Annotated in this window: 10 protein-coding genes, 1 pseudogene and 1 riboswitch; of the genes and pseudogenes, 3 read left to right on the top strand and 8 right to left on the bottom strand. The window is 62.4% G+C overall.

Features of this window, described 5'->3' with window-relative positions; translation table 11 throughout:
- The 3 genes and pseudogenes from AC5RU3_RS11620 to AC5RU3_RS11610 all read right to left on the bottom strand — a co-directional run.
- Nucleotides 1–678 (bottom strand): annotated as a pseudogene (locus AC5RU3_RS11620) (hypothetical protein); the annotation flags it as partial.
- Nucleotides 679–768: 90 nt separating this feature from the next.
- The gene (locus AC5RU3_RS11615) at nt 769–1,653 is read right to left on the bottom strand and encodes a hypothetical protein (RefSeq protein ID WP_493965604.1); all 885 of its coding nucleotides are present in this window, start codon (nt 1,651–1,653) and stop codon (nt 769–771) included.
- A 388-nt stretch (nt 1,654–2,041) separates the two neighbouring features.
- Nucleotides 2,042–3,367, bottom strand: coding sequence for a bifunctional o-acetylhomoserine/o-acetylserine sulfhydrylase (locus tag AC5RU3_RS11610; RefSeq protein ID WP_493965603.1), 1,326 nt, complete (start codon nt 3,365–3,367; stop codon nt 2,042–2,044).
- A gap of 43 nt (nt 3,368–3,410) precedes the next feature.
- Nucleotides 3,411–3,527: riboswitch (SAM riboswitch) on the bottom strand.
- 180 nt (nt 3,528–3,707) lie between these two features.
- Here AC5RU3_RS11610 and AC5RU3_RS11605 point away from each other — a divergent pair.
- Nucleotides 3,708–4,097 (top strand): SDR family NAD(P)-dependent oxidoreductase, encoded by a 390-nt coding sequence (locus tag AC5RU3_RS11605; RefSeq protein ID WP_493965602.1) that lies wholly within the window; start codon nt 3,708–3,710, stop codon nt 4,095–4,097.
- A 94-nt stretch (nt 4,098–4,191) separates the two neighbouring features.
- A complete protein-coding gene (locus AC5RU3_RS11600) occupies nt 4,192–4,458 on the top strand; it encodes a hypothetical protein (RefSeq protein ID WP_493965601.1) in 267 nt (88 codons plus the stop codon).
- A 69-nt stretch (nt 4,459–4,527) separates the two neighbouring features.
- Here AC5RU3_RS11600 and AC5RU3_RS11595 read toward each other — a convergent pair whose 3' ends face one another.
- Both AC5RU3_RS11595 and AC5RU3_RS11590 read right to left on the bottom strand, forming a co-directional pair.
- On the bottom strand, nt 4,528–5,853 hold the full coding sequence (locus AC5RU3_RS11595) for a cellulase-like family protein (RefSeq protein ID WP_493965600.1): 1,326 nt from the start codon (nt 5,851–5,853) through the stop codon (nt 4,528–4,530).
- Complete coding sequence (locus tag AC5RU3_RS11590) at nt 5,850–9,143, bottom strand: DUF5107 domain-containing protein (protein ID WP_493965599.1); 3,294 nt, start codon at nt 9,141–9,143, stop codon at nt 5,850–5,852. The genes AC5RU3_RS11595 and AC5RU3_RS11590 overlap by 4 nt, the downstream gene beginning before the upstream one ends.
- A gap of 52 nt (nt 9,144–9,195) precedes the next feature.
- Between AC5RU3_RS11590 and AC5RU3_RS11585 the strand changes: the two genes are divergently transcribed.
- Nucleotides 9,196–10,098, top strand: a complete 903-nt coding sequence (locus AC5RU3_RS11585) for a helix-turn-helix domain-containing protein (RefSeq protein WP_493965598.1) — start codon at nt 9,196–9,198, stop codon at nt 10,096–10,098.
- Nucleotides 10,099–10,147: 49 nt separating this feature from the next.
- On the opposite strand, the gene AC5RU3_RS11580 is transcribed toward AC5RU3_RS11585, so the two are convergent.
- The 3 genes from AC5RU3_RS11580 to AC5RU3_RS11570 form a co-directional block, all read right to left on the bottom strand.
- Complete coding sequence (locus tag AC5RU3_RS11580) at nt 10,148–11,014, bottom strand: carbohydrate ABC transporter permease (protein ID WP_493965597.1); 867 nt, start codon at nt 11,012–11,014, stop codon at nt 10,148–10,150.
- Nucleotides 11,008–11,871, bottom strand: a complete 864-nt coding sequence (locus AC5RU3_RS11575) for a carbohydrate ABC transporter permease (protein WP_493965596.1) — start codon at nt 11,869–11,871, stop codon at nt 11,008–11,010. The genes AC5RU3_RS11580 and AC5RU3_RS11575 overlap by 7 nt, the downstream gene beginning before the upstream one ends.
- A 113-nt stretch (nt 11,872–11,984) precedes the next feature.
- On the bottom strand, nt 11,985–13,187 hold the full coding sequence (locus AC5RU3_RS11570) for an ABC transporter substrate-binding protein (protein ID WP_309070844.1): 1,203 nt from the start codon (nt 13,185–13,187) through the stop codon (nt 11,985–11,987).
- Nucleotides 13,188–13,516: the final 329 nt, after the last annotated feature.

Genomic DNA, 13,516 nt, shown 5'->3' with positions numbered 1-13,516 from the left:
CACGTCGGCAACCACACCGCCGAGCAACCCGTCGTTGGTGCCGCCGGTGTAGCCATCACCATGGCCACCGTTCACAACGCCACCGGAAGTCGAACCGGTCGAAGACGAATCCGAACCACCCGTGGAGGAATCACCGATCACCGAAATCGCATTCCCGCCAACATTCACCGGAACGACAGCCTCCACGTCGGCAACCACACCGCCGAGCAACCCGTCGTTGGTGCCGCCGGTGTAGCCATCACCATGGCCACCGTTCACAACGCCACCGGAAGTCGAACCGTCCGAGGACGAATCCGAACCACCCGTGGAGGAATCCCCGATCACCGAAATCGCATTCCCGCCGACATTCACTGGAACGCCAGCGTCAACGTCGGCAACCACACCGCCGAGCAGGCCAGCAGAGCCGTAGTGGTCAGCGTCCCCGCCGCCGTTCACAACGCCACCGGAAGTCGAACCAGTCGAAGACGAATCCGAACCAGTCGACGAAGAATCACCGATCACCGAAATCGCATTCCCGCCAACATTCACGGGAGCCACCACGTCCACACCGGCGACCGCACCTCCGAGCAAACTGCTATCTGTGCCGGGTTCAGCGGCTGAGGCCGCCCCGGCGCCGAGGACAAGAATGCCCCCGGCAAGGAGGAATACTTTGATCCCTCGTTGTATGCACGTATGCATGATTACTCCTGATTTTTGATGTTTGTTTGCAGCGTCTTCTGCGCCGCAGGAAAGCTGACTTACCGCCTCTTCAGGGCAGCCGGCAGCTCATCAATCAGGAGTAGAACCGGGATCGAACGTAGGATTCAGCGGCAGCTCGGATGACTGTCCATACTGTGTGAACGCCATCAGGGAGAGACCGAAATTGAAGAAAGAAGTAAGGGCATCAGCGGCACCGGAGCCACCCGACATCGTCGAGCCGGACGAGCCCCCGCCAGTACCTGTGTCACCAGTTAGGGAACCGAACAAAACAGTAGAGGTTTGCCCGTTTGTGATCGTGAACGCAGGCGCTTCCACAACGTGGTGCTCAATACCGGCCGCTGCTATCGGAGCGTGGCGGCTGTCGAAAGCTACCTTCACCGGACCATGCGCAGGAGATTTAGCAACTGCAGGCTTTTCTCTTGTTCCACCGGACACCGCACCATTTGCGCTGCCCGAGGAGCTGGCATCCGATTCTGAACCAGCGACCCCATCGGGATCAGTGAAGTTGTTGTTGTGGTGATCCGCGCCTGGATCGGAAGGAGCAGCCCCAGCCGGTGCATCGATGTCAACGACGGGTGCAGGTTCGGGAGCCGTGGGCGCGATCGGATCAACTACAGGATCGACAACCTCCACCACCGGATCAATCACTTCGATGATGGGATCAACTACTTCGAGCACCGGGTCGACCGCGTCGATGACGGGGTTCACGACGTCCAGCACGGGTTCAATAACCTCGCCCACCGGAGTGAGCACCGGAGACAGCGCTGTGTCGGCAGGTTCCAATAAGGGTTGCGTGACGGAGGTGACGGCATCAGCAGGTAAAACGTTGTTGACCACCGGCACCTGAGACAGCGTCGAATCGACCACACCGGCAACCGGTGCGACTAAACGAACAGCACTCACGCCGCCATCGAGATCAGAAACTTTACCGACGACATCAGAAGGCGCCTCCAATGGAGCGACAACTTCCTCAACAACGGAGGTGACGGACCCCAGGAGGCCCTGCTGCCCGCCGTCGTCAGCGTTAGCAGCGGTAGCGGAGAGGGCCAGAAGACCTAGTGCGCTGAGGCCGCCGATCAGCGAGGCCCGCGCAGCAACAGCAACAGCTCGACCGAATCGCCTGTTCATCCGTTACCACCCCCTAGAGTCCCCACTGCTCAACTCTTAGCAAAACACGCTTCTCAGGTGAGCGCAAACCTTTTTGCATACTTTCTTGGTTCCCTGCAGCTGAACGCGGTGTGCTCATCGCCAAGTCTCGCTGGTCCTCAGCTTTGGAATCGGACCAGCGAGACCAATGGTGCAGCCTCGTCACCTGTTGCGGGTCACCCCAGCAACCGAATCACTAAGCTCCTGTCGATGCCTTCGCAGCGCGGAAGCCTGTCTCGAGATCCGCCAGGATGTCGTCGATGTGCTCCAGTCCCACCGAGAGCCGGACCAGTCCGGGAGTCACCCCGGCAACGGCCTGCTGCTCCGGGGAAAGCTGGCTGTGCGTGGTGGATGCGGGGTGGATCACCAGGGACCGGACGTCCCCGATGTTCGCGACGTGTGAATGCAGCTCGAGCGCATCCACGAAACGCTTTCCAGCCTCAGCACCGCCCGCCAGGTTGAAGGAAACGATGGCGCCGGTCCCCTTAGGACCGTACTTACGGCCGCGCTCATACCAGGGGCTTGACGGGAGGCCCGCGTAGGCGACGGATTCGACGTCGTCCCTTTCCTCCAACCAGCGGGCAACCTTCTCGGCGTTGGAGACGTGGCGTTCCACGCGCAGGCTCAGTGTCTCCAGACCCTGCGCAATGAGGAAGGCGTTGAAGGGCGAGACCGCCGAGCCCAGGTCACGCAGGAGCTGGACGCGTGCCTTCAGGATGTAGGACAGGTTAGCGCCGAGGGCGCCGCCCTCCCCCAGATCCCGACCGTAAACCAGCCCATTGTAGGTGGGGTCCGGGGTATTGAAGCCTGGGAAGCGCTCAGGGTCCTTGCTGAAGTCGAACTTGCCGGAGTCCACAATCACACCCGCGATTGCCGCGCCGTGGCCGCCGAGGTACTTGGTGGCGGAGTGAACCACGATGTCCGCGCCCCACTCCAGCGGGCGGATCAGGTACGGCGTCGCGAGGGTGTTGTCGACGATCAGCGGTACCCCTGCCTCATGAGCAGTGCGGGAGACGCCTTCGATGTCGAGGACGTCCTGACGCGGGTTGGACACAACTTCGGCGAAGAAGAGCTTGGTGTTCGGCTGCACGGCATCACGCCACTGGTCGAGGTTGTCAGGATTGTCGACGAACGTGACCGAGATACCGAACTTCTTCAGGGTGTGCGCGAACAGGTTGTAGGTGCCGCCGTAAAGGCTAGGGCTGGCGACGATGTGGTCACCGGATTCGGCGATGTTCAGGATTGCGAAGGTCTCGGCCGCCTGGCCGGAGCTGAGCAGGAGGGCAGCCAGGCCACCCTCGAGACTTGCTATCCGTTGCTCCACCGCGTCCTGGGTCGGGTTGCCGATGCGCGTGTAAATGGGCGCCAGTTCGGCCAGGGCGAAGCGGTTCGCCGCGCTCTCGGCGCTCGGGAACACGAAGGACGTGGTCTGGTAGATAGGCAGTGCACGGGCACCGGTGGCGGCGTCGGGCTCCTGCCCGATGTGAATCTGGCGTGTTTCGAAGGACCATCCGTTGGACATTCAAGGCTCCTGTGATCTGGGCCCGGCATGCTCAAAGCACCACGGGCCGCGCTTGCCGTCCGGCCCTTCGCCGAACAGCCAGGTCCTCACCCGGGGCACCCCGCCGCGGAAGGAGGGTTGCCGGCCAGCAAGCCGGGGCTCGATGCTGGCACTCATGACCTGAGCCCAGTGTAGGCAAGCCGGCTGCCCTGAGTGCCAACATGACGAAGATCTACGGATCGAGCGAAGCGTCGCCCAAGATGGAATTCCCGATCTACGGTTGCTGTCATAACTGATCGGGCGAGGGCAGGACACTCGTGCCGCCGGCAGAACCCGTCATCTCAACTAAGCGCGGAGGACCATGGTAAGGATTTTGATCACCGGTTCGGCCGGAGGACTGGGGCTCAACGCCGCCCGGGAACTGATGCACCGCGATCATGAAGTGGTGCTGCATGCGAGGGAGGAATCCCGGTTCGCGGATCTGGTGGAGGACCGCGGGATGGCGGTGGGCGCAGTCTTCGGGAATCTGGCGGACCTGCAGGAAACCATTCAGGTAGCGGAGCAGGCAGATCACCTTGGGCCGTTCGACGCCATCATCCATAACGCCGGCGTCTACAGCGGCCGTGACGTATTTGCCGTGAACACGCTCGCACCGTACGTGCTGACCGCGAGCATGCAGAAGCCACGGAGAATTATCTACCTGAGCAGCGGGATGCATCAGTCCGGCTCCACAAATCTGGCGTCGGGTTGACTGGTCACATGCTGGCAAGCGGCCGGGTTCCTACTCAGACAGCAAGCTGTATGTCACCGCACTGTCGGCAGCGGTCGCGGCTCGGTGGCTGGACGTGGAAACCCACGCGGTAGATCCGGGATGGGTGCCCACTCAAATGGGCGGTCCCAGCGCCCCGGACGATCTGGAGCTGGGGCACCTCACCCAGGTGGAGCTCGCACTTGGAGACGCCGGCAACATCGACCGCGGCATCGCCCGGACCGGAGGCTACTGGTATCACCAGCAGCAGCGAACGCCGCACCGAGCGGTGTTGAGCTCTGCCTTCCAGACGGAGCTTCTGGAGCAGTTGGAACGGCACACCGGTCTAGGACTCCCGGAGTAGTCAGGCTCGTCCGTAGGATGACTACGGATCGAAGCCTCAGCGAATACTGGTCGTTGGAGCGTCGTACATCTACCCCTTCGTGGTCGCGCTTCCGTAGTCCCGGATGAAAGCATTGGTTCGCCAGATCCAGTCCTTGTTGGACCACATCGGGTGATGCGGCGCCGCGTTGGATCCCAGCACCATCCCCCAGACGCCCTGCTCCAGCGCTACCCGGATACCGTGTTCAGCGAGTTCCCGCCCTATCGGACCCTCCTCAAAGTTCCCATTCAGCGGCGTGTAACCGATCCAGCCCTCCCCGATGAGTGCCGGAATCTGCTGCCACCGCGCCCACCCGGCAACCGCAGTCACCCGCGACTCGATCTCGCGGCGCATGACCTCCCGGTAGGTGCCGTACTCGTTGTACAGCCAGGTGTCCCAGGCATCGGCATCCACCCAGTCGTACCCGTACACCATCTGGTCCGTTACAACCGTGGCCTGGTATTTCCACTCCGCCGGTCGCCCATACTCGGCCGGGGTCGGCGCATCCGGGTTCAGCAGCGCCTGCAACTCAACATTCGGAAAACCGGCGCTCCTTTCGGACCTGATGTCTATCCGCTTCTGCAACGCATCGAGCACGCCGTAGCTGTAGATGTGGAACTGGGCGGCACCGAGCCCATCCGGCAGCTGATGCATCGTGAGGTGTGGAGGCTTCCCGAAGCTTGCGGTAATGAGCAGGTCCGGATGCTGTTCGCGGAGGCGAAGGACCGCCGCACTGCCGCCGTCGTGCAGTGCCGGCAGGATCGAGAAGTCCACTTCGTTGTGCAATTCCACCAGTGCGATCTGCTCCCGGTAGCCGGCGTCCGTCACCGCGGTAATGAGCCGATGCCATGCCTCAGCCAAGACGGTGTATCGATCCTGGATCGCCACCCGGTCGATAGCCCGAAACCACTCCTCCGACCGGGCGAACGCGGGGCTCTGCTGGAACTCCCAACTGGCCAGCAGGACGACGAGTCCGTGCCGAGAAGCTGAGTCGAATAACTCCTGGAATCGGTCATGCAAGTTGATGGCGTAACCGCCGGGCGCGTCATACCAGCGGGTACGTTCCCCATAGAACCCTCCGCCCGGCGCAGCGCCGAGACCCTCGATCTCCAGCGACCGCGCCATCTGATCCAGGCCAAGCTCCCCAAAGAGCAGCAGCGGTGCCGCACAAATGCGGATGGCGTTATAGCCAAGCGCCGCGGTCTCAGCACACGCTGCGTCGAGATCCGCGTATGGTCCGCCCGGTTCCGCTCGCGTGTACCAGGAGAAGTCCCACAGACAGATCGTCAGCCGGTCCGGAAGGTGCCCGGGAACCGGTCCGGTCAGCGTGGAGTCAGTGGAGTCGATCGTCCCTGACCCCAGATACCGCTCGTTCATCGTGTGATGCCTTCCCTTATGCGTAGGTTTCGTCCCTGCTCGCCGAGCGCCCTCAGCCTGCCAGCCAGCAAGTCCTGTTCTGCCTCCGGCTTTCGTGCGAAGAGCAGCAGCTCGGGCAGCGACGTGGCGAAGTAGTCCACGTGCGGGCCCACGGCTTCCAGTTCGGCGGCCCGCGCTTCAAGCGCAGCCCACACATCCGATGCTCCCTCCGCATCGCCCAGGCGGGCGTGCGCGACACCCCGCCAGTAGTCCTGCTCATCGATCGCGCGCCCGACGGCGAACGCACGGTTCCGCGCGCATGCTCGTATCAGTGCCTCCCGGGCCCTCTCGTTGTCCCCCGTCGCTTCAAGCGCTTCACCAAGCAGCACGTATCGCTGAGCGAGGATGTCTGCTGGATGGCGCCCCTCGGAAAGGTTGAGCGGTGCCTCGATGCCTGCGGCTAGAAGCTCCACCGCTGCGGATGGATCGGTTGCGATCAGGGAGCGCGCAACGGCGAGGGACGCGCGGTCGTAGGCGGCAAGCGCCTGCCCTTCTCCACCCTCGAAGGGCTGGAAAGTGCGCTCCTGCATGATCACCAGAGCCTCCTCCGAACGGCCCACGTCGACCAGCAGATTCACGTAGTGCAGGGTGAGATCATCACGGACGAGTACTCCCGGACAATGCTGTTCGATTGCCGCCAAGCGCGCTGCACGCGGTTCGTCAGCAAGTTCGGCGAGCAGCGCCCGCTCGAAGACCAATCGAGGATCTCCCGGACGAAGCGTCAGAGCCTGATCGAAGAAGCGCGATGCGTCCGCCATCGATCCGTTTCCGTTGACCTCTGCGATGGCAGCGTTTCTCCACGCCACGGCGTCGGTTGAACCCAGGCGCCGCGCCTGCTCAAGTGAACGGCCGGCCTCGTCGATGCGTCCGGCGTCGAGGAGCCAGGCGCCCAGGAGGGCATGCGCCACCGGGTCTTCCGGTTGTGCAGTGACGGCTGCCGTCAGCGCATCGTATTCGTCGAGGCCTGACGGGAAGGCAAAGGTGGTGTCCGACGCGCGGGCCTCCGCCCTCTCTGACGCTGCCTTGCCGCTTTCTCCAGCGGCATCCAACCACAGTGCCCGGAGGTAGTGCCGCAGGGGCTCCTGATTACCGAAGGTGCTCAGCGTCGATGTCAGCGGTTGGGCGGTGAGGGCAAGGGCTGTGTCACGATCACCGAGGCGCCACAGTTCGCATGCCACGGTGAGGACCGTTCGCGGGTCGAGCGGCGTCAGGCCATGCGCGAGCGCCTGCGACACCGGGTCCAGCGGGTCGTCAGCAAGGCATCGTTCGAGGAGCTCCGCCGCTTCGGTGCCCCTACCGATCTGACTCAACGCGAGGATCCTGACGTGCCGCGGGCCAGGGCTCAGCAGGTCGTGAGCTTCGGCGATACGGGCGGATTCCAAGGCTTCCAAGGGCTTTCCGGCCCGGAGTGCGATGCGCGATGCGCCCAGTCGCGCCGAATGCACCCAGGCCTTATCCCAGGCGGCCTTGCCGAACAAGACGCCCGCATCGCTCAGCTGCCCCGCCCGCTCGGCCAGAAGCGCAAGCCGGTAGTGCGCCTCGCCCGTTGGCGGATTAAGGTTCCGACGGGTCAGCCTCGCAAGGGCCCGCTCATAGAGCTCGCGGGCCTCCCCGTACTGACCACGGCGGTGGTGCCAGTCACCCAGGGCAAGGCAGGCGCGGAAATCGTGTGGATCGCGGTCGAGAATTTCCTGGAAGTACGGGGCAGGGGATCGGGTGGGATGCCGGTATTGCTGCAGGTGCGTGCCCGTGATGTAGAGCTCGTCGCTGGAGGACACATCGGCCGGCAACGGCGGCTCGGTAGCAACCCACGGTTCGGGGGTATCGGTGGATGCGGCGGGAACCGTCCACCTGATCAGTTCGCCACCGTCGTGGAAAACCTGCAGCGTGAGCCCGGGGCCGCCGTCGTCGTCGAGCATGACAGTGGAGGTGAAGGGGGCGCCGGGCGCCAGGGTAGCGCGCGTCTCCCACAGCACTCGCCCGTCCCGCTGCAGGACAATCCGCGCGTCGTCGAGAGTCCTCGCGCTCGAAACGCCAACCGTCAACTCCGGAGAGCCGGCCCGAGCCTCGAGGGAGACTGCAAGGTCGCGGGTGGCTTGGTGTGCTGGGCCGATGGCGTGGATGGGATACCAGAACTGGTTGAAGGTGCGCGTCTCGCCCGGGGCGAGGTAGCTGAAGTCCGGCTGATTGTCAGTGAAGACGCCGGCCATGAGCTCAACATACGGACCGTCGGTGTCTGTCAGGAGCCTGTCCCAGGCCTGACCGACGGCACCGGTGCCCCAGGTCCACTGCTTCTTTCCCGGGGCGATCGAGCGGTCAGCCCAGTGGATGAAGCCTGCCTGCGCGCGGTGGTCATACCCGCCGAAGAAATCGTCCTGGGTGTCGGTGATCATGTACGAGGTGGGGACGGGAATGTTGCCGTAGAAGTCGATGCGGTCAGCGTCCGGGTTGGTGTCGCTCATCAGGGCCGGGTAGTCGACGCCGTAGTACGGCCTGTCTGCACGGGGGAAGGCGGTGATGGCCCGGCGTGCGTGATCTGCAACGTAGTTGACGTCCGTCGGGAAAAAGGACTGGTATTCCTCGTGGACCCGTGCTGCAACGTTCGCCCACCACAGGAACGTCTGCGGCATGTCGGTACGGTTGTAGAGCCGAACTGCCACCTCGATCACGGAGCTGTCTGGGCGGATCCGGATTCCGTGGCTTCCCCTCATGCGCTGCAGTGGGTCCAGATCGCTTTGCCACACGGTTACGGTTCCGTCACCAGAACGCTCGACGGCGGTCTCCACCGGCAGATAGGTACCCGGACGGTGGTGCTGCGGCCAGTTGAACTCCACTCCGCCTGAGATCCAGGGGCCGGCCAGCCCCACCAGGGCAGGTTTGATGACGTTGTTGCGATAGAAGAAGTCGTAGTCGTTGGTCTTGTCATAACCGATGTGGATGCGTCCGCCGAGCTCAGGCAGGATCATCAGCCGGATCCACTTGTTCTCAAGATGGATGGCCTGCCATAACCGCGGCTTCTTTGTAGTGGAGATCCGGTCGGTAAACGGGATGGGGTAAACGCGGCCGCTCGAGCCCTGATACACCCGGCGGTCCAGGAACAGCGGATACTCGTCCGGTGCCTCGGGCTCGTAGGTGTCGATGGAAACAGGTTCGCTCCAGCAGGCCACACCGCCGTCGTCAAGCAATGCCCGCTGATCGGCAGGGGCTGGAGGAAGGGTAATCGAGCTCTTGGCGTCATTGGCTAGGGTCACACAAGCAACTCTAGGAATTCAATTGATGGTTCACCATGGCACATAATGAGGCATGCATGGACGATCCGATTCCGAAGAGCCCATGGTCGAGCGGGCAACCGGCTTTGATCATCAGCGTCTGGTGGTGGTGCCCCGGCCCCTGATTCGCGATGCGCTCAGCCGCCCGGTTACCCGGCGGATGGTCGTCACCGATGCCGGCTTCTTTCCCCGTGCTGAAAGTCATGGACGGCGGCGCCCGTCAGGAGCGCCCGAGACAATCGTCATGCTCTGTGTTGCCGGTAGTGGCTGGGTTGAGGTCGGTGGCGTCCGAAGTCAGGTCGAGAAAGGGACGGCAGTAGTCCTCCCCGGAAACACGGGGACACCGCACGCGTATGGAGCATTGGCTCAGAATCCCTGGACCATTTGGTGGTGCCATGTGCGGGGAACAGATGTGCCCGAAATTGTTGGGGAAGCCGGCATCAGCGAGGAGCGGCCCCTTATTGGGCTCGTCGCCGTCGACCGGCTTACCGCGATACTCGACGAGATTGTCACCGATCTCGAGAGGGATCAGTCGCCCGCCCGCCTCATCGCAACATCCGGATTGGCCTGGCGCCTGTTGACCCTGCTGGCCGTCGACCGCCGATCCCCGGAGCGCGGCGCACCGCTCGAACAGGCGATGCGGTTCCTGGAAGAGCGTATCGACGGAAGCATTCGTGTTCCTGACCTTGCAGCCCTGGTCGGGGTGTCGTCGTCACAACTGAGCAAGCTTTTCCGGGAAGCGACAGGCGGAGGGGTGCTGGCACACCACCTTGCCCTCAAGATGGCGCGCGCAAGGCTGCTGCTGGACACCACCGTCCTGTCGGTCGCGCAGGTGGGACGCGCGATCGGCATGGACGATCAGTTCTACTTCTCCCGGCAGTTCCGGCGCGTGCACGGGCTGAGCCCCACCGCTTATCGGTCCGAGCGCAAAGGCTGACACTGACGACGTCGTACGTCATATGAGCCTTCGACGCGGGCGGGGCGACCTATCCCTTGCTTGCCCCAGCCGTAAGATCAGCTCTCCAGAAGCGTTGAAGTCCGATCATGAGCGCCACGAGGAGGACCACCGACAGCGCCGAACCGGTGACAACGAGCTGGTAGAACATCGGGTCCCGCTGGGTCTGGGAGTTCCACAGGGTCAGTCCGAGTGTCAGAGGGAAGGTTTTCGTCTCATTGAGCATGACCAAGGGGAGCAGGTAGTTGTTCCAGATGGTGACGAACTGGAACAGGAAGATCGTCACGAGTGCCGGCGACATCATGCGGGTCGCTATCGCTGCAAAGATTCGCAGGTCTCCCGCGCCATCGATGCGTGCGGCTTCGATGATCTCATCCGGCACTGCGGCGTTTGCATGGATCCGTGCAAGGTACACACCGAAGGGACTCACCATGCTGGGTAGCAGGACTGACCAGTAGGTGCCGGTGAGGTCCACTGCATTGAGGAGGAAGTACAGAGGGAGAGCGATGACTGTAGCAGGAACGAGCACTCCACCGAGAATGATCGAGAACAACAGCTCCCGCCCAGCGAAGGCATACTTGGCGATCGCATAGCCGCAGGCGGCCGATAACACTGTTGCGGCCAGCGCACCGACCGCTGAGTAGAGGACGCTATTCAGCACCCAGGCGGTGAAGATGCCGCCGTCCTGGGTGAAGACGTTCCGGAGATTTTCCCAAGCCTGCGGTGAGTTCGTGAACCACAGCCCGAAACTGCTGAAGAGCTCCCCCGGGCTCTTGGTCGCTGCAACAAGGACCCAGAGGATCGGCAGCAGGAAGTACAAGGCGGCGATCACGAGCACGCTGTTGACTGCGATCGAGCTCGTCAGGGGCGGACGGATGCGTTGATTCTGGCTTACCACGCGCGGTTTCCTTTGCGGTTCACGAGCCGGAGGAATCCGAAGGAGAAGGCGAAGCCCAGCACGGCGACGATCACTGCCATAGCTGCGGCAAGGTTCGGATTGCCCTGGGAGAAGGACTGGTTGTACGCGGCGAGGTTCGGCGTGTAGTCGGAGCTGATCGCTGTAGTCAGGGGACGCAGGACCAGGGGTTCGACGAAAAGCTGCAGGGTCCCGATGATGGTGAAAACGGTGACGAGGATGACGGAGGGGCGCACGAGGGGCAGCTTGATCCGCCACGTGATGGCCCATTCCGAAGCCCCGTCAATCTTCGCTGCTTCGAACAATTCGGACGGGATGGCGTTCAGCGCAGCGATGAGGATGAACATGTTGTAACCGGCGAAACCCCACAACGCGATATTCGCGATGGCGAACAGAATGCTGTTCGTGTCCAATGGGTTCACGCTGATGCCTGCGGCCGACAGGACCTGCAGGATCGGACTCGTTGCCGGGATGTACAGGAAGCCCCAGAGCAACGCGGCAATCACTCCAGGCACGCCGTAAGGAATGAAGAACACGACACGAAAAAGCCGGGGGAACCGTGCACTAGCCGAATCGATGAGCAGAGCGAGCCCGACGGCTGTCACCACCATGAGCGGCACCTCGATGGCGGCGAATGCGAGCAGCCGTCCGAGGCTCGCGACGAATGAGGGATTGCTCAGCGCCGCCGCGTAGTTGTCGAGGAAAACAAAAACCTTCTCAGGAGCCCCGAATCCAAGTCCTGATGCCTTCGTAGAAAACAGGCTGTCGCCGACTGCATAGACGATGGGAGCGATGAAGAATGCAGCAAACATGGCAGCGAAGGGCGTTACCAAAACCACCAAAGCCAGGTTGGGATGCCGCCTAGCCTTGCCTCGAGGTGTGGTTACTTTGTGATTTCGAGATGTTGGGACAGCGGCGGGGCGAGTAACTCGCCCCGCCGTTCGGGTCTGGCTCAATTGACCGAAATTCCCTTGTCCTTGAGCGCACTGCTCATTTCGTCCTGGGTTTTGTCGTAGGCGTCTGTCAGCGGGGTTCCACTCTCGACCGCACTCTTCACGTTGTCGCTGAGGGATGCAAAGAGTGTCGAGGACAGAGGTGGCCACTTCCAGGAGTTGTCGACATTCTTGTCGGACTCCGCAAACACATCCCAGATGTCTTGTCCCCCGTAGAAGGCAAAGACTTCGGGATCATCCTGGAGGGAAGCGATAGACGCCGTGTCGGCAATAGCCGGCCAGCCTGCCCCGACGCTCGTCAGGATGCTGACGCTTTCGGGATCTGAGTTGAGCCAGGCAGCGAATTCAGCGGCCTCCTTCGGATTATCCGACCCCTTGAGCACAGCGCTCGCGGAACCACCAGCCCACGTTGCGGAGACATTCTCCCCGGCCTTCCACTGAGGCACCGCGCCCACAGCCCACTGCCCGGCGGTGTCGGGAGCAGTACCGCGGAGGATAGCGTCAGCCCAGGATCCGGAGATCCAGGTGACGACGTTGCCGCTCTGGATGTCCGCATTCCATTCGCTCGAGAAGTCCGCTTCGATCTTGACGAGATCCTCGTCAATCATCTTCTGCCAGAACTCTGCGACCTTGAGAGTTTCGTCATCGTTGATGGTGACCGTCCACGCATCGTTCTCTGGCGTGAACCAGTTTCCACCGCCTTGCTGGGACAGACCAATCAGCCAAGGAGCCTGATTGAAGGCGAACGCGGTGATGTAACGGTCAGGGTCCGAAGCCCGAATCTTCTTCGCGGCTTCGTAGTACTCGTCCCAGGTCGTTGGGTACTCAATGCCCAGGGAATCGAAGATGTCTTTGCGGTAGAACTGACCGAGGGGTCCGCTGGCTTGCGGAACAGCATAAACGCTGTCATTGAAGACGCCGGTCTGCCACTGCCAGGGAACGAACTTCTCCTCCTGGTCTCCGACATACTCAGTGATGTCTTCAAGTGCATCATTGACCAGGAAGTCCGGGATGGCGTCGTACCCAAGCTGAACGACGTCGGCGGGGTTACCGGCCTGAACCGCCGAAAGCATCTTCGCGTACCCACCGTCGGGACCCGCTGTGATGGTTTCGAGCGTGACGTTCACCTCGTCCTGAGAATCGTTATAGGCGTCCACAGCCTGATCGATGTTCGGTACCCAGGACTGGAAGGTGATATCCACAGGGCCTTCCTGAGCAGCAGGAGCGCTTTCACCTCCTGGGCTACTGCAGGCTGCTAGACCGCCGGCTAGAACGATGATTACCGATGCGGCCAGCGCCGACCGTCGGCCCGAGGAATGGTTGCCGAACATACATGCTCCTTTGCACTGCAAAACAGGGGATCATTTGTACCGATGCGCTAAATCTAGGTGTGCATAGCGGTGGAGCAACATAGCGATATGAGCCTTCCCTATGGACGATCCGCTAAACCTTCGAAGCGCAGACGAGGCCTGAGCATGGATGACCGCCCGTTCCGGGAAGCAGAAAGGGCCGGCCACCCCGGAGGAGTCCG

The organism is Arthrobacter sp. MDB1-55, from assembly GCF_059092925.1.
Note: the sequence above shows the minus strand (reverse complement) of the source record. Positions and strands in the feature narration are given on the sequence as shown.

Coding starts and splice junctions, on each gene's coding strand:
- AC5RU3_RS11605 (WP_493965602.1), top strand. CDS start 3,708: ATGGTAAGGATTTTGATCACCGGTTCGGCCGGAGGACTGGGGCTCAAC.
- AC5RU3_RS11610 (WP_493965603.1), bottom strand. CDS start 3,367: ATGTCCAACGGATGGTCCTTCGAAACACGCCAGATTCACATCGGGCAG.
- AC5RU3_RS11595 (WP_493965600.1), bottom strand. CDS start 5,853: ATGAACGAGCGGTATCTGGGGTCAGGGACGATCGACTCCACTGACTCC.
- AC5RU3_RS11585 (WP_493965598.1), top strand. CDS start 9,196: ATGCATGGACGATCCGATTCCGAAGAGCCCATGGTCGAGCGGGCAACC.